This window comes from Aminobacter sp. UC22_36 (assembly GCF_044056035.1).
Lineage (GTDB): Bacteria > Pseudomonadota > Alphaproteobacteria > Rhizobiales > Rhizobiaceae > Aminobacter.
This window is the reverse complement of sequence record NZ_CP171996.1, coordinates 5156810-5176441: the sequence shown is the minus strand read 5'-3', so window position 1 is coordinate 5176441 and position 19632 is coordinate 5156810. Positions and strand designations below refer to the sequence as shown.

At 64.6% G+C, this 19632-nt stretch carries 15 protein-coding genes; 6 read left to right on the top strand and 9 right to left on the bottom strand.

Features of this window, described 5'->3' with window-relative positions; genetic code table 11:
* Positions 1-19 precede the first annotated feature (19 nt).
* The 5 genes from ACHMW7_RS28910 to ACHMW7_RS28890 all read right to left on the bottom strand — a co-directional run bounded on the left by ACHMW7_RS28910 (position 20) and on the right by ACHMW7_RS28890 (position 5602).
* The gene (locus tag ACHMW7_RS28910; protein WP_395448772.1) at positions 20-1033 is read right to left on the bottom strand and encodes a LacI family DNA-binding transcriptional regulator; all 1014 of its coding nucleotides are present in this window, start codon (positions 1031-1033) and stop codon (positions 20-22) included.
* Positions 1030-2013 carry an ABC transporter permease gene (locus tag ACHMW7_RS28905; RefSeq protein WP_395448771.1) on the bottom strand — a complete coding sequence of 328 codons (984 nt, stop codon included), beginning with the start codon at positions 2011-2013 and terminating at the stop codon, positions 1030-1032. Before ACHMW7_RS28905 ends, ACHMW7_RS28910 begins: the two co-directional genes overlap by 4 nt.
* Entirely contained in the window at positions 2010-2999 is a 990-nt protein-coding gene (locus ACHMW7_RS28900; RefSeq protein ID WP_395448770.1) for an ABC transporter permease, read from the bottom strand. Before ACHMW7_RS28900 ends, ACHMW7_RS28905 begins: the two co-directional genes overlap by 4 nt.
* Positions 2996-4495: a sugar ABC transporter ATP-binding protein gene (locus ACHMW7_RS28895; RefSeq protein WP_395448769.1), complete on the bottom strand. Its 1500-nt coding sequence runs from the start codon at positions 4493-4495 to the stop codon at positions 2996-2998. The genes ACHMW7_RS28900 and ACHMW7_RS28895 overlap by 4 nt, the downstream gene beginning before the upstream one ends.
* 81 nt (positions 4496-4576) lie before the next feature.
* Positions 4577-5602, bottom strand: a complete 1026-nt coding sequence (locus ACHMW7_RS28890; protein WP_395448768.1) for an ABC transporter substrate-binding protein — start codon at positions 5600-5602, stop codon at positions 4577-4579.
* 539 nt (positions 5603-6141) lie between these two features.
* Here ACHMW7_RS28890 and ACHMW7_RS28885 point away from each other — a divergent pair.
* From ACHMW7_RS28885 to rpe, 3 genes are all read left to right on the top strand, one after another.
* The gene (locus ACHMW7_RS28885; protein WP_395451473.1) at positions 6142-8037 is read left to right on the top strand and encodes a hypothetical protein; all 1896 of its coding nucleotides are present in this window, start codon (positions 6142-6144) and stop codon (positions 8035-8037) included.
* Between the two features lie 11 nt (positions 8038-8048).
* Positions 8049-11324 carry a hypothetical protein gene (locus ACHMW7_RS28880; RefSeq protein WP_395448767.1) on the top strand — a complete coding sequence of 1092 codons (3276 nt, stop codon included), beginning with the start codon at positions 8049-8051 and terminating at the stop codon, positions 11322-11324.
* Positions 11325-11474: 150 nt separating this feature from the next.
* Positions 11475-12149, top strand: a complete 675-nt coding sequence (gene rpe / locus ACHMW7_RS28875; protein ID WP_395448766.1) for a ribulose-phosphate 3-epimerase — start codon at positions 11475-11477, stop codon at positions 12147-12149.
* Between the two features lie 74 nt (positions 12150-12223).
* Here the strand turns inward: rpe and nagA are convergent, their stop codons facing one another.
* The 4 genes from nagA to ACHMW7_RS28855 are packed head-to-tail and all read right to left on the bottom strand — an operon-like array spanning position 12224 to position 16065.
* On the bottom strand, positions 12224-13381 hold the full coding sequence (gene nagA / locus ACHMW7_RS28870; RefSeq protein WP_395448765.1) for an N-acetylglucosamine-6-phosphate deacetylase: 1158 nt from the start codon (positions 13379-13381) through the stop codon (positions 12224-12226).
* Positions 13378-14388, bottom strand: a complete 1011-nt coding sequence (locus ACHMW7_RS28865; protein ID WP_395451472.1) for an SIS domain-containing protein — start codon at positions 14386-14388, stop codon at positions 13378-13380. The genes nagA and ACHMW7_RS28865 overlap by 4 nt, the downstream gene beginning before the upstream one ends.
* Positions 14389-14402: 14 nt before the next feature.
* A complete protein-coding gene (locus tag ACHMW7_RS28860) occupies positions 14403-15191 on the bottom strand; it encodes a GntR family transcriptional regulator (protein ID WP_395448764.1) in 789 nt (262 codons plus the stop codon).
* A complete protein-coding gene (locus ACHMW7_RS28855) occupies positions 15184-16065 on the bottom strand; it encodes a BadF/BadG/BcrA/BcrD ATPase family protein (RefSeq protein WP_395448763.1) in 882 nt (293 codons plus the stop codon). Before ACHMW7_RS28855 ends, ACHMW7_RS28860 begins: the two co-directional genes overlap by 8 nt.
* Positions 16066-16262: 197 nt before the next feature.
* On the opposite strand from ACHMW7_RS28855, the gene ACHMW7_RS28850 reads away from it, so the two are divergent.
* The 3 genes from ACHMW7_RS28850 to ACHMW7_RS28840 all read left to right on the top strand — a co-directional run bounded on the left by ACHMW7_RS28850 (position 16263) and on the right by ACHMW7_RS28840 (position 19629).
* A complete protein-coding gene (locus ACHMW7_RS28850) occupies positions 16263-17177 on the top strand; it encodes an N-acetylmuramic acid 6-phosphate etherase (protein ID WP_395448762.1) in 915 nt (304 codons plus the stop codon).
* Positions 17178-17212: 35 nt separating this feature from the next.
* Complete coding sequence (locus ACHMW7_RS28845) at positions 17213-18469, top strand: ABC transporter substrate-binding protein (protein WP_395448761.1); 1257 nt, start codon at positions 17213-17215, stop codon at positions 18467-18469.
* Positions 18470-18687: 218 nt separating this feature from the next.
* Positions 18688-19629 (top strand): carbohydrate ABC transporter permease, encoded by a 942-nt coding sequence (locus ACHMW7_RS28840; protein WP_395448760.1) that lies wholly within the window; start codon positions 18688-18690, stop codon positions 19627-19629.
* Positions 19630-19632: the final 3 nt, after the last annotated feature.

Here is a 19632-nt window from a genome sequence, read left to right as displayed (position 1 = left end):
CTCATTCCTGCTATCTCGATCATTTCGGCGCTGGCGCGGTGGTGCCGCGTATCTTCAGCGTTGTCGGCAGCACCGCTGGCTTGCGTGGCGTCAGCCCGCCCGACAGCATGTCGAGCAGCATGGTCATGGCTGTCCGGCCGATGTCGGTGCGTGGCTGGCTGACGGTGGTCAGCGGCGGATAGAAGGCCTCGCTCAGGAACAGATCGTCGAAGCCGACGACCGAGACATCGCCAGGCACGTCGAGCCCGAGCTTGCGCAACTCGTGGATCACGCCGAAGGCCATCTCGTCATTGGCCACGAAGATCGCCGTCGGTGGCTCAGGCAGGTCGAAAAGTCCGCGGCACAGCCGTTGGCCGGTGTGCAGCAGATAGTCGCCGACCGGTTCGTAGCCATCGGGGACCGGCAGGCCGGCAACGGCCATCGCCGTGCGGTAGCCGTTGCGGCGATGGATGCTCATGATCTCGGGCACCGGGCCGGAAACATGGGCGATGCGCCTGTGGCCAAGGCCGATCAGGTGCTCGACGGCGTTGCGCGCAGCCCCTTCATTATCGATCAGGACGTGCGGAAAGCCGGCGTCCTCGATCTCCTCCAGCGCCACCACGATCGGCGCGTTGGCGATGCCGGAGAGGAAGCCTTCGCGCTCCGGCAGCTTTCCGGTCATCAGGATCATGCCGTCGGCATGGCCGTCGCGCAGCATGTCGAAATATTCGATTTCGCGGTCGGAGTCGTTTTCGGTGTTGCCCATCAGCACCGAGTAGCCGGCGGCGCGCGCGGTGGCTTCGACGCCTTTCAGGATCTCGAGATAGAACGGGTTGCCGACGTCGCGCACCACCATCAGCACCGCCATCGCCCGTTGGGTGCGCAGGTTGCGGGCGCTGACATTGGGCCGGTAGTTCATCTCGCGCGCCACTTCGCGGATGCGGCTCAGCGTCGGCTCCGCTACCAGCCCGCTGTCGGAGAGCGCGCGCGACACGGTGGCGGCGGAAACACCCAGCCGCTCGGCGATGTCCTTGATCTTCGGTCGCTCGTTCATGCGCGCATTGCCCTGCCACGACCGTAAAACAGCATCAGGATCAGCAATGTCGCGCCGAACACCATCTGCCGTCCGGATTCGTCGATATGCACTGTCGTCAGGATACTTTGCAGGATGACCAGAAGTACCGCTCCCGCCATCGTGCCGGTATAGCCGCCCTTGCCACCCGACAGCGGCGTGCCGCCGAACACCACCGCGATGATCGAGGGCAGCATGTATTGTTCGCCGACATTGGCGAAGGACGAGCCGGAATAGCCGATCAGGCACATGCCGGCGATGGCCGCGAACACACCCGACAGCATGAACAGGGCGATGCGCGTGCGCTTGACCGGCACGCCGGCCATGAAGGCCGCCTGCTCGTTCGAGCCGATGGCATAGATGCGGTGGCCGAACACGGTTCGCCCGAGCATGAAGGCCAGGAGAAGGCCGATGACCACCCACAGCCAGATGATGCCGGGCAGGCCGAGCAGGAAGGGTTGGGTGACGAACTGCGACAGACCGGGTGCGGCCCGGCCCGAGGGGATGCCGTTGCGGATCACCACCAGCAGGCCCTGCAGCACGCCGAGCATGCCGAGCGTCATCACCAGCGGCGGGATGCGCAGCAGCGTCACGCCGAGGCCGTTGAACAGGCCGATCACAGCACCGGCGGCGATGCAGCCGAGGATCGCGGGTGCGATGCCGGCATCAGCGCCGTTCATCAGGTTGCCACCGATGATGGCGCTGAGCGAAACGACGCCGCCGACCGACAGGTCGATGCCTTCGCGGCCACCAAGAATGACCAGGTTCTGGCCGGCGGCGACGATGCCGAGAAGTGCCGCGACGATGAGCAGCCTGAGGATCTGCTGGCCCGAAGCGAAACCCGGCGACAGCGCCTCGCCGAGCAGCAGCAGGGCGGCGATCAGGATCAGCGCCACCACCAGTGGCTGCTTGAGGAAGGTCAGCACCGGCGAGGGCGCGTGCGTTTGCGTGGTCGCGGTCATGCGCGTGCTCTCCGGCCAACGAGGATGCCGGCCATCAGTGCGACAAGGATGGCGAGGCCCTGGACCAGGTTCTGCCATTCGGACGGGGTGCCGACGAAGAACACCAGCGAGTTGATCAGGCCGATGATCAGCGCCCCGACGATCGAGCCGACGACGGTGCCGAAGCCGCCCGACAGTGCGCTGCCGCCGAGAACCACCGCGGCCACCGAAAACAGGGTCATCTTGCCGCCGACAAGCGGGTCGCCGCTGGCGGTGTCGCCGGTGATGCAGAAGGCGGCAAGCGCGGCGAACAGGCCGCACAGCGCATAGCCCTTGATGCGGATTGCCGTCACCGGCAAGCCGCTCTGGTATGCTGCCTGCGCGTCGTCGCCGACCGCGAGCAACTGTGTCGCAAGCCTCGTGCGGGCAAGCACGTAGATCACGATCGCCAGCACCACCGCCGCGTAGAACACGAACGGGATCTCGAAGAACCGGCCGCCATAGGTGCGCCAGAACGTGGCCGGCGCGGGCGTTCCCGCCACCGGCATGACATAGAGCGCGAGGCCGGTGAAGAATATGCTGGTGGCGAAGGTCGCAACGATCGCCTGCAGTCTCAGTGCGGCGACGACGATGCCGTTGACGATGCCGCAGGCGAGGCCGACGAGCAGGCCGGTGCCGAGCGCCGCCACCACCGAGAAGCCGGTGCCGCCCATCTTCTCCATCATCACGACGATGACGACGTTGACCAGCGACACGATGGCGCCGACCGACAGGTCGATGTCGCCGGCGTAGACGACGTAGGTCTGGGCAATGGCGAGCATGATGAGCGCCAGGTAGGTCTTCACCAACCCGGTGATGCCGATGAAGCTGACACTGCGCGGCTGGTAGATGCCGTTGAGGCCGAGCAGCACGAGCGCGATGAGTAGCGCCGGCAGGAATGGATAGCGCTCGATGAGGCGCTTCAACCCGCCGGGCTTTTGGGTTGATAGGGTCGCGGTCGTCATCACGCGGCCTCGTAAGCTGCCTGGTAGAGATTGTAGCGCGTTCTATCCGCGCCGGTGAGTTCGCGCCGCACCTGGCCGCCGTTGAAGACGAGGATACGGTCGGCATTGTTGAGCAGTTCGGCGTCTTCCGACGAGTAGAGCACGATGCCCATGCCCTCGGCGGCGAGCTTGCGGATCAGCGCGAACAGGTCTGCCTTGGCCGACAGGTCAATGCCTTTGGTCGGATCGTCGAGCAACAGCACGTCGGGCCGGTCGATCAGCCAGCGCGCGATGACGATCTTCTGCTGGTTGCCGCCCGACAGTGAATTGATCGGGTGAGACAGCCCGGCGAATTTGGTGTGCAGCGCCTCGAGCGCCGGCTTGACCCGCTCGGCCAGCACCGAGGGCCGGGCGAGGAAAAGCTTCTGGCGGAGATAGTGGATCGGCGTCACGTTCTCGAGGATCGGCCGGCCCGAGATGACACCGTCACGGCCGCGGTCGCCCGAGACATAGGCGAGGCCGCGCCGGATCGCGACGCGTGGATCGGACGGGGTAAACGTTGAACCTGAAAGCGAGAGCGTGCCGCCGGTTGACGGATTGGCGCCGAAGATGGCGCGCAGAACCGCCGACTGGCCTTGGCCATGCAGGCCGCCGAAGCCGAGGATCTCGCCCTTGGCGACCTCGAAGCCGATGTTGGCGAAACCCTTGCCGGAGAAGTTCGTGACAGTCAGCACCGATGCCTTGCGGTCGGCGGCTTCGGCAGGTGGCGCGCTGGCGCCCGGGGCCAGTTCGTCCTGGCTGCCGACCATCAGCCGGATCACCGCGCCAGGGTTGGTGTCGGGAATCTTCTCGGTGCCGACAGTCTCGCCGTCGCGGATGACGGTGACTCGGTCGCCGATGGCGAAGATCTCGTCCATGCGGTGCGAGATGAAGATGATGCTGCGCCCCTCAGCCTTCAGGCCGCGCAGGATGTCGAAGAAACGGTCGACCTGGGCTCGGTCGAGTGCCGAGGTCGGTTCGTCGAAGATGGTGATGGGGGCTTCGGTCGCCAGCGCCTTCATGATCTCGACGAGCTGTCGCTGATCGGCGCGCAGGTTCTCGACCACGGTTTCAGCCGAAAAGCCCTCGCCCGAAACGGTGTCGAACAGGGCGATGTAGCGCGCGGCCCGGCTCTCCAGCGCCGCGCGGTCGACGAAGATGCCGCCCGGCATGTCGGGCAGGCAGATGTTTTCCGCCACCGTGCGGTGTCCGGCCAGGCTGAGCTCCTGGTAGAAGATGCCGATGCCAGACGCACGAGCTGCATGCGGGCCGGTGATCGTGACTGGCTTGCCATCGATCAGGATTTCGCCGCTGTCGGGGCGCACGCTGCCGGCCAGCACCTTGCACAAGGTGCTCTTGCCCGAGCCGTTCGAGCCGATCAGCACATGCACTTCGCCGGCTTCGACGGTGAGGTCGCCGCGGCGCAAGGCAAGAGTGGCGCCGTAAGCCTTGCTTACGCCGCGCATGATGAGTTTCGACATGGTGGTGGCTTCCCGGTGCTTCCTCGGTCGCGGGGACGCGAGCCTGCACGCAGGCGCGCGTCCCCCGTCTTGGGAGGAAGCTTACTTGAACAGCGCCTCGGCGTCTGCGATCGAAAGCTGGCTGGTGTACGAGTAGTAGCCAGGCTTGCCGTCGACCGCCTTCGCTGCGTCAGCGAGGTTCTTGCTGTCGATGAAAGGGATCGGCAGGTACATGGCGTTCTTGTACTGGCCAGCCGTTGCCGGCTCCTTCAGTTCCTTGCCCTGCAGCATCAGCACGGCGACGTTGAGTGCCGAGGCCATGACGCCGGGCGGGTTCACCGACGCGCCCGAGTTCAGCTTGTCCTTGGTCCACAGGTCGATGAAGTCCTTGCGGATCTCACCGGTGGCAGCGATCGACGACTCCTTCTTGGCATCGATGATCGACTTCCAGGCACCTGCCGCCATGCCGTCCTGTACCCAGACGCCGTTGATGTCGGGGTAGGTGGCGAGCAGGTTCTGCATCGCCTGCTGGCCCTGGGCCTGATCCCAGTTGGCATTCACTTCGTTGACGATCTTGATGTCGGGATACTGGCCGAACACTTCCTTGTAGCCGGCGACGCGCATCTCGTTGGCCGGGTGGCCGGCGACACCGTTGATGGCAACGACATTGCCCTTGCCGCCGAGCGTTTCGGCGAGCCACTTGGCGCCTGCCGCGCCCCAGGCTTTCTGGTCGATGCCGACATAGGTGGCGTCAGGCGACGACACTTCGGCGTCGGTCGAGATCACCAGGATGCCGGCTTCCTTGGCCTGGGCGAAGACCGGGTCGAACGCCGTCGGGCTATTCGGGTTGATGATGATGGCGTTGACGCCTTCGCTGATGAAGTTGCGGACATGCGCGATCTGGCCGGGCACGTCGACATTGGCGCTCTGCACCACGACCTCGACATTGACGCCCTTGTCCTTCCAGGCTGCTGCTGCGGCCTGGGCTTCCTCGATCATCTGCGTGCGCCACTCCGAGCCGACCCAGCCATTGGACAGGCCGATCTTGAAGTCGGCTGCCTGGGTCGAGAACGCCGACACGGCCAGTGCCGCGACAGTGGTGAGCGCCAGTACTGAAAATTTCCTCATGAACTCCTCCCGATGCAAAAAACTGCTGCAAGGGATCATAAGCTGAAAATGTAATCGATTTCAATCGGCATTTTCATGGGGTTTTCGACACGTCAGCGCGTTTCGGCGCGCGGCCGCCGACATGCCCGCCGTGGTGAACCTTTCCCCAGGTCGGAGCGACCAACGTCCAGGCGCCGCATGATGCGGTGTCATGAAAGGAAAACCCAATGACCACAGACACTAGGTGTTGCGGGTCACCGCGAGCACCCGGAGCACGGCGCGACCACCGCCTCAGGGAGAGGGTGGACGCGTTGGGATTCGGGCTTGTTCCATTGACCCTAGGTAAGCCCCGGCGTATCGTCGAGCCGAGGGACATTCGCAGGATTGCAAGGGAGGAAAGTGCCGGGTATCAGCGCTTTGCTTTTGCTTGCGCTCCAGCACCTTCTTCCACACAACTCGGGAGAGGTGTCATGCCGTGCTTTCGTGATGGTATCGCTGCGCGCGCGCAATCTGCCGAACCGTCAGGCACCCGCCTGAAAGCACTCGCGTTCAACGCCGGCATGATGGCCCTGGCGCTTGCCGCCAATCTCTGGCTCGCGCCCTTCGCCCAGGCTCAGGAAACCCAGATCATCAATCCCGGATCGATGGCGGTCACCGGCTTTTCCGGCACCGTCATTCCCGGCTTCGAGGAAGGCCTGCCGCCCGGCGTCGATCCGGTCGACGAAACCTTCATCGACACCGAGCGCGCAACCTTGCGCGTTTTTGACGTTTCGGCCCTCGGTGGCCCGCCGGCCGGCCAGCTCGTCAACACGCCGTTGCCCTTCGAGGTCCTGGCCAGCCAGATCGGCCAGGTCTTCGCGCTGACCTATGACGACGGTGTCCGCGACGGCACCCCGTCTGATGTGCCCGATCTCTACGCGGGCGCGACCTCGCTGCACGGCATCCGCATCGTCACGCCTGACGCCGATGCCGACGGCCGCCCCGAGCGTGAGCGTCGCGGCACCGCCGGCGCCACCTTCATGGCCGGCCAGTTCGGCGAGGAGAATGGCGGCGGACCCGGCACCATCTGGCGGATCGACGGCATCTCCGGTGCCGTCAGCAAGTTCGCCGACATCGATACCAACAGCGGTCCCGGCATTGGCGACGTCGCCTTCGACAAGGCCCATCGCCAGTTCTTCGCCTCCGATCTCGACACCGGCCTGATCCATCGTATCGACGCCACGGGCGCTTTGGTCGACACCTTCGATCACGGCGTTTCCGGGCGGCCGGTGCGCGGCTTGGCGCCCGCTGCCGACGACGGCGCTGTCATGGACATCGCTGGTGCCGCCTTCGACAGCGAGGACCCCGGCACCTGGGGATACACCCAGGACGAGCGCCGTGTCTGGGGCGTCGCCGTCCATGGCGGCCGCGTCTACTACGCGGTCGGCGACGAGGCCGAGATCTGGTCGGTTGGCATTGCCCGCGACGGCAAATTCGCCGGCGACCCGCGCTGGGAGCTGACGGTTACGGCCGACAAGGACCTGCCGATTACCGATATCGCCTTCGACAACAAGGGCTTCCTGTATCTGGCCCAGCGCGGTGAGATCGAAAACCGCTACGACTACAGCCAGTTCGCCGATTCAGGCGACGGCGAGGTCATTCGCTACTGGCGCGAAAGCCCTGATGATCCGGCGACGGAAAGCATCTGGGTGCCGGTACCACAGGAATATGCCGTCGGTTTCCCTCAAGGCAATCGCCAGTCGGCCGGCGGCATCGACCTGCAATATGGCTACGACGCGCAGGGCTTCATCAACCCCAATGCATGCACCGACACCATCGTGAAAACAGGTGACAAGCTGAGGGACAATCCGGCGCTGGCCGAGCAGCTTGCCGCAGGCGGTCCGCTCGCCGTCCACGGCGTGCAGATCACCTCGACGTCGCTTGTGAAGCCGGCGAACGTTCCGCCTTTCGGTTCATGGTTCGTCGACTTCGACAGCTTCTATGAGGACCCCGAAGTCGAGGGCCATGTCGGCGACGTTGAGATCTGGCGGCCATGCGAAGGCCGCGCCGGCTATTACGAGCAGATCCCCTATCCGGGCGACTATCCGACGCCGCTGTGGCCGCCGGATTTTCCGCCGCCCGGCAACATCCCGCCCTGCCTCGACGTCGAGGCGGTCGAGTATTTCTGCACCCCGGCCGGGCTCGAGGCCGATCTCTATGTCCGTGACGTTGCAGGCATCGGCGGCGATTCCGTCAAGGCCGATTCCAGGACGCCGGGCGTCAGTGTCTCACCGCTGCAGCAGACCAAGGCTCCGGGCGCGCCGTTCACCATCGGGTTGACCGGCCACTTCCCCGGCGACACGGTCAATGTCGGCCTGTGCTTCTACAAGCAGTCCGACGCCGACAAGGGCGGCTACTACCCTTGCTGCAAAGTGGTGGTGCCGCTTGCCACGCCCCAAGTCAGCTGCGAACCGTGAGGGAGGGAGAGATGACCATTCACAATCCCGTCCCGCTCGCCATGCAGAGCAACCAAACCGTCATGGAGACGATCATGAAACCCCTGTCATTCGCCAGGCGCGGCGCGCGCTGGCTGGTGGCGGCAGGGATCGCGCTCGCCGCCATGCCCCTGTCGCCGGCAGTCGCCCAGCCGCTGCCCGATATCGTGCCAGAGCTGAGGCTCGACCGCGTCATCCCGCATCCGGGCCATGACGACGTCGTGCCGTTCTTCACCAAGAAGGGTGCCCAGCGCAACTGCGACTATGTCGTCTATAACCTGCGCTTCGGCGCCCGCGGCAATCCGGAGAAGTTCTTCGACCCGGCCTTCGCCAACGGCCTCAAGACGTTGCGCATGGATTTCCGCGACCAGCTCGCCGCGGGTTTGACGATCGTCAACGTCCAGGCATCCGGCGATGGCACCGATGCCGTCGGCGGTCCGCTGCCGGCGGCCACCATCGGCACCACCGCCAACCCCAACGATACGGCTGGCATTTCCGACTTCCGGCTGTCGGCGACCGATCTCGATGGGGTGGGTGCGCCCAACGAGCGCTACATCGACATCCGCATCACCGCCCTGATCGACCACGCCGCCTTCCCGGCACCCGCGGTGGTCGACAACCAGGGCTTCGTCAAGCTGTCGGTAGGCCCCGGTTCGATCGAGATTCCCTCGCATGATCCGTCCAAGCCTGACGACGGCGATTTCCGCACCGGCGAGAAAACGTCGATCCGCATCGACGTCACCGACTGCGAGCCGCCTCCGCCACCGCCTCCGGGCGGCGAGCCGTGCTTCAAGGTCGAACGTGGTGATGTCGACTGCGTGCCCGGCGGCGGCGCCTATATCTACAATATGTCTGTCGGACCCGAGATGGCTGGCCGCTGGGTGCAGCTTCGCACCACCATGCCCGGCATCACCATCGATCCGCCGCTGCAGCTGGTTCCGCCCGGTGGCGGCGTGCTGCACTGGGAGATCGAGGGCGCTGGCCCCGGCGATGTCGTCCATCTGATCGTCACCGGCATCGAAACCTATGCCGGTCCGGAAGAGGGCGTCGGCCTGTGCTGCACCCAGACCGTCGACATCGTCATTCCGCCCGATCTCCGCTGCCCGCCTGACAAGCAACCGGACATCAAGGTTGAGAAACGTGCCGACGTCGCCCGCTGCACGGTGCTTGGCGGCTGCAACTTCACCATCCGCGTCACCAATGTCGGCGACGGCCCCTACAACGGCAAGATCGTGCTCGACGAGGTGACCTTGCCCGGCAACGCGACGATAGATTCCGGGCCCAACGCGCCCTGGACCTGTCTGCCGGCAACCAGCCCGATGAGCTGCGAGCATCCGGCGACCACGCTTGATCCCGGCGAGTTTGTCGATCTCAAGATCGGCTTCAAGCCCGGACCCGGCTGGGAGGCGCGGTTCATCCGCAACTGCGCCGAGTACGACTACACGGCGAGCGAAAAGCCCGACGTGTTCGGCCGGACCGACAACGACAAGGCGTGCGCCACCATTCCGATCTGCAAGCGCGGCGATCCCGATTGCCGTCCGCCGGTGGAAAAGAAGGTCGACCTGCGCATCACCAAGGACCCGCGTTCGGTCGCCTGCAGTGCCGATGGCGTCTGCAGCTTCCTGATCCGTGTCTATAACAACGGCACCGAAAACTATGTCGGCCCGCTGACCGTCATCGACGACTATCCCACCGGAGCGCCGTCGTCCTCGACCTTCGGCCCGACCCCGCCCTGGGCTTGCGGCCCGGCCGGTCCCGGCCAGTTCCGCTGCGATCACCCGGGCGTGGCACTGGTGCCGGGTGCGTCGGTGCCGCTTTCCGTGGTCGCCATCGTGCCGGCCGACTACCCGTCCGACATGATCCGCAACTGCGGCGAGGTGCGGGCGATCCCGGGCGAGACGGTGCTGGCCAACAACAAGGCCTGCGCCACCATGCGCATCCCGCATCCGGGACGGCCACGCCTGACTGTCGCCAAGACCGGCGACCGCCAGTGCGAGACGGGCCAGCCTTGCACGTTCGAGATCACCATCACCAACAGCGGCACCGGCCCGTTCAACGGCTCGGTCCGCATCGGCGATGCGATCGGCGTGGATGGTCTCGGCCGGCTGGAAGGCGTTGCGATCACTTCGGTCGAACCGCCCTTCGGCTGCTCGCCGGAACCGGCAACGCTGCCGTTGTCCTGTGTCGCCAACATCAGCCTCGGCGCCGGCGAAAGCCGCGTTCACAGGGTGACGGTGGTGATCCCTGAAGATGGCCGCTTCGCCAACCTGAACCGGCCGGTGCCGGCGCAGAACTGCGTTGCCGTGCTTCCGCCCGACACGCCGGTTCGCGGGCTCGACCTGGCCGGCGCTACATCGCTTCCGGGTGGTCTCGGTGCTGGCAATCCTTATGCCTGCCACCGCTTCCTGATCGACCATGAGGTCAAGCAGCAGTGCTCGGAAGGTTTCGTGCTCAACCAGGCCGGCCGCTGCGTCTGCCCCGAGGGTACGACGTTCCGCAACGGTCAATGCGTGCCCGCTGGCGGCACGGTGACGCCGGTTCCGCCGGTCAAGCCGCAATGCCGTCTGCTGCCGGGACAGATCCGCACCGAGGACGGGCGCTGCGTCTGCCCGCGCGGCACGGACCTCAAGAACGGCAAGTGCGTGCGGCCGGAGCAGCCGCCGGAACGCCAGTGCACGCTGCTGCCCGGCCAGATCCGGACGCAGGACGGAAGCTGCATCTGTCCGCGTGGCACGGAACTGTCGAACGGCCGTTGCGTCAAGAACGTGCCGCCGGTGCGCCAGTGCACGCTGCTGCCGGGCCAGATCCGGACGCAGGACGGACGTTGCATCTGCCCACGCGGCACCGAGCTGAGGAACGGTCGCTGCGTCAAGGATGTGCCGCCTCAGCGCCAGTGCACGCTGTTGCCTGGCCAGATCCGGACCAAGGACGGGCGCTGCATCTGCCCGCGTGGTACCGAACTGGTCAGGGGTGCATGCCGCAAGGTCCAGGTCGAGTGCCCGAAGGGTACTTCGCTTGTTCGCGGCCGCTGCGTGCCTGACCGCCAGGACACCATCTGCCGTCGTGGCGAGGTGCTGATCAACGGCCAGTGCATGACCATCGAGCGTGAGTGCCCGCGTGGCACGGTCGGCCAGTATCCGAACTGCCGTCCGATCCGCCAGCGCCCGGCGCTCGAGATCATGCCGATCAACCCGGATGTGTTCCGCGGCCTGATCCCTCAAAGGAGGGACCAGCAACAGCCGAAGACCAACAACATCATTCCGCAGTGATCGACTGATCGACAACGAGAATGGGCCCCGCCGGCTTGCTGGCGGGGCCTTTTCATTGGCAAAGATGACCACTCAGCCGCTTGTGTCTCGACATTCTCGGCGTCGGATATTAGGCAGGCCGCAACATCGCGCTTTCAAAAAGGCCTGAACGTGAGCAACAAAACCCTGATCGCCCCGTCGGTGCTGTCGTCGGACTTCTCCAAACTCGGCGACGAGGTCGAGGCCATCGTCGCAGCCGGCGCCGACTGGATCCATCTCGACGTCATGGACGGCCATTTCGTTCCCAACATCACCTTCGGCCCGCCGGTCATCAAGGCAATCCGCAACCGCACCGACAAGGTGTTCGATTGCCATCTGATGATCACCCCGGCCGACCCTTATCTCGCGGCGTTCGCCGACGCCGGCTGCGACATCATCACGGTCCATGCCGAGGCTGGCCCGCATCTCGACCGCTCGCTGCAGACGATCCGCAATCTTGGCAAGAAGGCCGGCGTGTCGCTCAATCCGTCGACGCCTGAATCGGTCATCGAATACGTGCTCGACCGGCTCGACCTGGTGCTGTTGATGACGGTCAATCCGGGCTTCGGCGGCCAGGCCTTCATTCCGGCGGTCATCGACAAGGTCAGGCGCGTCAAGGCGATGATCGGCAACCGTCCGATCGACATCGAGATCGATGGCGGCGTCACATCAGAGACCGCACCGCTGGTCACCGCCGCCGGCGCCAACGTGCTGGTCGCTGGCAATGCCGTGTTCAAGGGTGGGCCCTCGGCCTATGCCGCAAACATCGAGGCGATCCGGACAGCTGCGGACAAGGCGGCGATCTGAGCTGAATTGACGGGCGGGCTAGCTGTTAAGCCCCCGCACCGGCCGGTGCGGGGGCGTCGCCCCTCGTTTCGCGCCTAAGCGGAAAACACCTTGTTGCCGTCGATCCAGGTGGCCGACACGTCGAGTGTGTCGGTGAGCTGGACGGCATTGGCGGCATAGCCCTTGGCCAGCCGCCCGAGACGATGGTCCTGACCGACAGCTTCCGCCGGATAGAGCGAGGCCATGCGGATCGCTTCGTCGAGCTCTTCGCCGATCTTTTCGTGCATGAAGCGCACCGCCGAAATCATGTCGAGATCGGCGCCCGCAAGCGTGCCGTCTTCCAGTGTCAGGCGGCCGTTCTCGCGCTTGATCGTGCGCCCGTTCAACGTGAACGACTTGAGATCGGTACCGATGGTTGCCATCGCGTCAGTGACGAGGAAGATGCGCGCCGGGCCGTTCTTGGCCTTGAGCGCGATTTTCATCGTCGCCGGGTCGACATGGATACCATCGGCGATCAGTCCGGCCGAGAAGGTCGAAATGTCGACCGCGGCGCCAGCAAGGCCGGGCTCGCGGTTGCCGATCTGGCTCATCGCGTTGAACAGATGCGTCGCCATCGAAGCGCCAGCTTCGGCGTATTCTTTCGCCGTGCGGTAGCTGGTGTCGGTGTGGCCGAGGCTGACGACGACGCCGGCAGCTGCCAGCGCCTTGACCTGGCCTGCCTTGACCGATTCCGGAGCGATGGTTGTCAGCAGCACCGGCATGGTGTTGCGCGCCGCGATCAGCGCCCTTTCATCCGCGTCGTCCATCGGCCGGATCAGCTGGGGATCGTGCGCGCCCTTGCGGGCGAGCGACAGGTGCGGCCCTTCGAGATGCAGGCCGAGGAAACCGGGCACCTTGCGCGTCGCGGCTTCCGCGCCGGCTGCGATGGTGGCGCGGGTGATCTCGGGCGTGTCGGTGATCAGCGTCGGCAGCACGGCTGTTGTGCCGAACGGCATCTGCGCCTTGCAGATGATGTCGAGCGTGTCGACATCGGGCTTGTCGTTGAGCATCAGGCCGCCGCCGCCATTGACCTGCAGGTCAATGAAACCGGGGGCCAGAATGCTGCCGCCATCCGTAACCGCAACGCCGGCCGGCACGGCATCGCGTTTGACGATGCCTTCGATCAGCCCGCCGGCGACGATCAGCGCGGCATCTTCATGCCACGCCTCTCCGTCGAAGATGCGTTGTGCAGCTAGGGCAAAACGACTGGTCATATCGTTTCGGTCACTTTCCGGAGATTGGGCGGAGCGTCGGGGTTGAGGCCGCGATGGCGGGCGAAGGCCTCGACGAAACCGTAGAACGAAGCGATCAGCATTAGCGGATCGGTCAGCGGGTGGCCGGTGGCGACATGCGGCAGCACAAGCGCCTTCTTGGCCAGCGACGACGTGATGTGGATGGCGGCACCGCGCTCGGCGAGGCCGTCGGCGGCGTCCGCGATTGACGGCTCGGAGGCGTCACGGGCGGCCAGCGCCAGCACCGGGAAGCCGGGACGTACCAGCGCCAGCGGACCGTGCATCACTTCGGCGGCACTGTAGGACTCGGCGTGCATGGCGCAGGTTTCCTTGAACTTCAGCGCCGCTTCGTTGGCGATCGCGAAGGACGGACCGCGGCCGAGGATAAACAGCGAATTGCCGTCGGTCAGCGCGTTGGCGATGCCCATCCAGTCGCAGTCGACCGCCTTGGCGAAATGTTCGGGCAGTGCCGCAAGTGCGTCGAGCAGCTTGTCGTCGCCGGTCCAGTGGCCGAGCACGGCGAGGCCGGCGACAGCCGAATTGACGAAGGTCTTGGTTGCAGCCACGCTCTTTTCGACGCCGGCGCGGATGTCGATGGCATGATCGGAGGCTTCGGCCAGCGGCGAGCCGGCGGTGTTGGTCAGGGCAATCGTCAGCGCGCCGCCGGCGCGAGCGCCTTCGGCCATCGCAACGATGTCGGGGCTTTTGCCAGACTGCGAAATGGCAAGGCAGGCCGAGTCGGCAAGCTTGAGCTTGGCGCCATAGATCGACGAAATCGACGGGCCGATCGAAGCGACAGGAAGGCCGGCGGTCAGTTCGATGGCGTATTTGAGGAAGGAGGCCGCGTGGTCGGACGAGCCGCGTGCGACAGTGGTGACGAAGCGTGGCGCCGCACGCTTGAGGTGCAGGCCGGTTTCGGCGAGCTCCTTGGCGGAACCTTCGAGCAGGCGCGCGGTGGCCTCGGGGATTTCGGCGATTTCGCGCCGCATATGCGTAGTCGCGTTCAAGCGGTGTCTCCTTCTTGCCCATCCGGGCCGGGTAGCCTTAGTTCGGCGACGAAATCATAGGCGTCGCCACGATAGATCGACTTGGTGAACTCGATCACCTTGCCGCTGGCAAGGTATGAGATGCGCTCAATCTGCAGGCAGGCCGAGCCTGCTGGCACCAGCAGCAGCTTGGCCTCGGCCTCGCCGAGATTGACTGCCGAGATGCGCTGTACGGCACGCACCGGCCGGTGGCCAGTCTTGCCCAGTGCCATATAGAGCGAAGATGTGACTTCGCGAGGGTCGGCCAGTACGGAAGCCGAAATGGCCGCACGCTCGATCGCCAGCGGCGTTTCGTCGGCGATGCGCAGGCGGCTCAGCCGCGACACCAGTTCGCTGGCTGACAGCCCAAGCACCATCATCTCGTCGGGCGAGGGCGGGTAGACGCCGCGGTCGAGCCATTGCGAACGGGCTGCCATGCCACGCCGAGCCATGTCTTCGGTGAACGAGGTCAGGCGCGACAGCGATTGCTCGACACGCTCCATGCGCGGGGCAACGAACGTGCCCGAGCCATGGCGCTGCACCAGCACGCCTGACTTGACCAGGTCCTGCACCGCCTTGCGCACCGTGACGCGCGAAATGTCGGCCTGGGCGGCGATATCGCGTTCCGAAGGCAGGGCGTCGCCGGGGCCGATCAGGCCACGCTTGACCGCCTCTTCGATGTTCTTCTTGAGCTGGAGATAGAGCGGCGCGCCACTCTGGCTGACGTCGCGCAGGGCCGCGAAGATACGCTCGGCAGTATCATCCATGGCTGCCTCCCGCATTGCCAAATCTCTTGGCCGCCATCATTACGGCACCACCGAGCGCATCCTGCAGCGGCGGATGGATGATCGCGCGATAGCGCTTTGAAAGCAGCGGCGCATAGAGACCGGCGAGCCCGCCGAGCAGGCACAGCCGCTCGGTTTGCGCCAGGTCGAAGACGGCAAGCGTTTCCTCGACGTCGGAAACTGCGCGCTCGACAAGCTTCTGGCCGACGGCGTCGCCTTTTCCGGCGTGTTCGAACACCATCGGTGCAAACGCGCCGTAGTCTCCGGGTTTGGCATTGGTGGTGAATTCGACGATGTCGCTGGGGTCGCCGTTGAAACGCTCAAGCATGATGGTTGTGAGCGTCGAACCGGCATGGATGTTGTCATAGACCAGCAGCGTTTCCTGCAGCAGGTCGCGGCCGATGCGCGCGCCGCTGCCGAGATCGCCGATCTGGAAACCCCAGCCGCCAACGGGGCGCAGTTGTCCTTGCTGGCGTGCCAGATAAACGGTGCCGGTTCCGAGTGCCGCGATCGCGCCGTCGTGTTCGCCGAGCGCGCCCTCCAGCGAGATCAGCGAGTCGTTTTCGACATCGCTTTGGCTGAACGGCAAGATGGCGATCAGCCGTTGCTTGTAGTCGCCGACATTGGCGCCGGCGAGGCCAAGCACCGCAGGTGTCGAGGAGATCAAGGCCGGATCGCGGCCGGCATCGATGAATGCCAGGCGGGCGGCTTCGACGATATTCTCACAGGCGCCGGCAAGATCGGTGCGGATATTGGCCGGTCCGCCACGCCCGCGACCCAAAATGTCGCCGCTTGCGGTGGCCAGCGCGGCCCGGCAGCCGGTGCCGCCACCATCTATCCCGAGCACAAGATCCACGGCGTTTTCTCCTCGGACTGGATAATACCAATAAAATACCAATAGCCAAGCCTTAAATTCCGAGGCACGAGAAGCAATCCTCATTTGATTGAATTTTATGGATTTTTCGATCTGCCTTGCGCTGCAGCAAAGGAATTTGTTAACGCCGCTGGACAAGTGGTATTTTTTTGGTATTGTCGTTGAAAGGGAGAGACAGAATGGCGCCAACGCGTACCGAAGCGGTGCATAAAGATGCCGGGGGCATTGATGCCCAGGCACCTGAATCCATTCTTGGCCTGCTTGCCTCAGCGCAGGTCGAGGCCGCCGGTGCCGTTCATGCTGCCATCCCCGCAATCGCTGCAGCTGCCGCCAGGATTGCTGACCGCCTCGCGTCCGGCGGACGTCTTGTCTATGCCGCGGCCGGCAGTTCCGGCCTGATGGCGCTGGCCGATGCGCTCGAGCTTCCCGGCACATTTGGCATTCCGCGCGACCGCGTCGTCGTCCTGCTTGCCGGCGGCACCGACAGCCTCGTCAATCTCACCGGTGCGCCCGAAGACGACGCCGATCAGGCGATAAGCGAACTCGCCGCAGCCGGGCTCGATGCCGGCGACTGCCTCATTGCTGTTTCAGCCAGTGGCTCGACGCCGTTCGCCGTTGGTGCGCTGAAAGAGGCGAAGCGCCGCGGTGCTGCGACCATTGCCATCGCCAACAATGCCGGCGCGCCGATGTTCGATCTCGCCGAGATTGCGATCCTGCTTGCCACGCCGCCGGAAGTCGTTGCCGGTTCGACCCGCATGGGTGCGGGTACGTCGCAGAAGATCGCGCTCAACATGATGTCGACGCTTGCCGCGGTCCATCTCGGTCATGTTCATGACGGCTACATGGTCAATCTCGTTGCCGATAATCTGAAGCTGCACGAGCGCGCCGCGCGCATCGTTTCGGCCATTTCCGGCTGCGATACCGCGACCGCGAAAGCCTTGCTCGAAAGGAGCGGTGGTTCGGTCAAGGTCGCGATCCTTTTGGCCTCGGGCGCATCAAGCCTGGAGGCGGCAAACCAACTTCTGGATGGGGCGGACCAGAAACTCCGGTCCGCGCTGTCGAAGCTCGAGGGGAGCAGAGGCTCTCATCAGTAGAGGCCCGAGAGAAAGTAAAAACAGGGAGAATGGAAATGACAAACAGGTTGCTTACTGGACTTCTGATGGCGTCCAGCATCCTCGGCTCCGCCGGGATCGCGTTCGCCCAGGACAAGACGCTGACCATCGAAAGCTGGCGTAACGACGACCTCGCCATCTGGCAGGAAAAGCTGATCCCGGCCTTCGAGAAAGCCAATCCCGGCATCAAGGTCACCTTCTCGCCGTCGGCTCCGACCGAGTACAACGCCGCTCTCAACGCCAAGCTTGACGCGGGCTCGGCCGGCGATCTCATCACCTGCCGCCCGTTCACGTCGCTCGACCTCTATACCAAGGGTCAACTCTCCGACCTGACTGCGCTGCCCGGCATGGAGAACTTCGCCGACGTCGCCAAGTCCGCCTGGCAGACTGACGACGGCAAGGCGACCTTCTGCGTGCCGATGGCCTCCGTCATCCACGGCTTCATCTACAACAAGGACGCGTTCGAGAAGCTCGGCATTGCCGTGCCGGCGACCGAGGAAGAGTTCTTCGCCGCTCTCGAAAAGATCAAGGCCGACGGCACCTACATCCCGATGGCGATGGGCACCAAGGATCTATGGGAAGCCGCGACCATGGGCTACCAGAACATCGGCCCGAATTACTGGAAGGGCGAAGAAGGCCGTCTGGCGCTGATCAAGGGTGAACAGAAGCTGACCGATGCCGACTGGGTCGCGCCTTATGCGACGCTCGCCAAGTGGAAGCCTTATCTCGGTGACGGCTTCGAAGCCCAGACCTATCCGGACAGCCAGAACCTCTTCACGCTCGGCCGCGCCGCCATCTATCCGGCCGGCTCGTGGGAGATCTCGACCTTCAACACCCAGGCTCAGTTCAAGATGGGCGCCTTCCCGCCGCCGGTCCAGAAGGCTGGCGACACCTGCTACATCTCCGACCACACCGATATCGGCCTGGGTCTGAACCCCAAGAGCCCGAACGCCGATGCCGCCAAGACCTTCCTGACCTGGGTGGCGTCGCCGGAGTTCGCGACCATCTATGCCAACGCGCTGCCGGGCTTCTTCAGCCTGAACTCGGCGCCGGTGAAGATGGAAGACCCGCTCGCCCAGGAGTTCGTTTCCTGGCGCGAGAAGTGCAAGCCGACGATCCGCTCGACCTATCAGATTCTGTCGCGCGGCACGCCGAACCTCGAAAACGAGACCTGGGTCAAGTCGGCCAACGTCATCAATGGCACCGAGACCCCGGAAGCCGCTTCTGCCGAACTGCAGAAGGGCCTCGACAGCTGGTACAAGCCGGCAAAGTAAAATGCGGCGGGCTTGATGCTCGCTCAGGAGGGCGGCGCCTTGGCGGCGCTCTCCGTCCCCTCGGCGAATTCGAACCTCGCGGAATCGAAATGAGGGGTTGAACGCTGGCGCGCAAAGATGCGCTACTGCTTCCGACAGCCATTGGCGGGAAGCCCGCAGAGGTCCATCCTCGCTGTTATGAACAACGGCCCCACGCGGCCGGACCAAGGACTTTTGAGATGTCGGAGCAAAGCCTAGAGCATAGCCAAGACAAGAGACCGACGCGCTGGCACATCGCCGTTTTTCTGGCGCCGGCGCTGCTGGTCTACACCGCGGTGATGATCCTGCCGCTGTTCGGCACCTTGCAGTTGTCATTGTTCCGCAGCATCGACAATGCGCAGGTGTTCACCGGCTTCGACAATTTCCGCACATTGTTCGGCGATCCGCGCTGGTCGGCGTCGTTCTGGAACGCGCTCGGCAACAACACCTGGTTCTTCATCATCCATATGCTGGTGCAGAACCCGATCGGTGTCGTGCTCGCCGCCCTGCTGTCGAGCCCCAAGCTGCGCTTTTCCGCCTTCTACCGCACGGCGATCTTCATCCCGACGATCCTGTCCTTCGTCATCGTCGGTTTCGCCTGGAAGCTGATCCTCAGTCCGCTGTGGGGTGTGGCGCCCAATCTGCTCGACCTTGTCGGCCTCAAGAGCCTGTTCGTGCCGTGGCTCGGCAAGGAAGAATACGCGCTGACCACGCTTAGCCTGATCTCGGTGTGGCAGTTCGTCGGCATCCCGATGATGCTGATCTATGCCGCCATGCTGTCGATCCCCGAAGAGGTGATCGAAGCGGCCGAATGCGACGGCGTCACCGGCTTCTCGCAGTTCTGGAAGATCAAGCTGCCGTTGATCCTGCCCTCCATCGGCATCATCTCGATCCTCACCTTTGTCGGCAATTTCAACGCCTTCGACCTGATCTATTCGGCACAGGGCGCGCTAGCCGGGCCGAACTACGCCACCGACATCCTGGGCACATTCCTCTACCGCACCTTCTTCGGCTTCCAGCTGCAGATCGGCGATCCGAACATGGGCGCCACCATCGCCTCGATGATGTTCTTCATCATCCTCGCCGGCGTGTGCCTGTACCTGTTCCTTATCCAGACGCGGCTGCGCCGCTACCAGTTCTGAGGG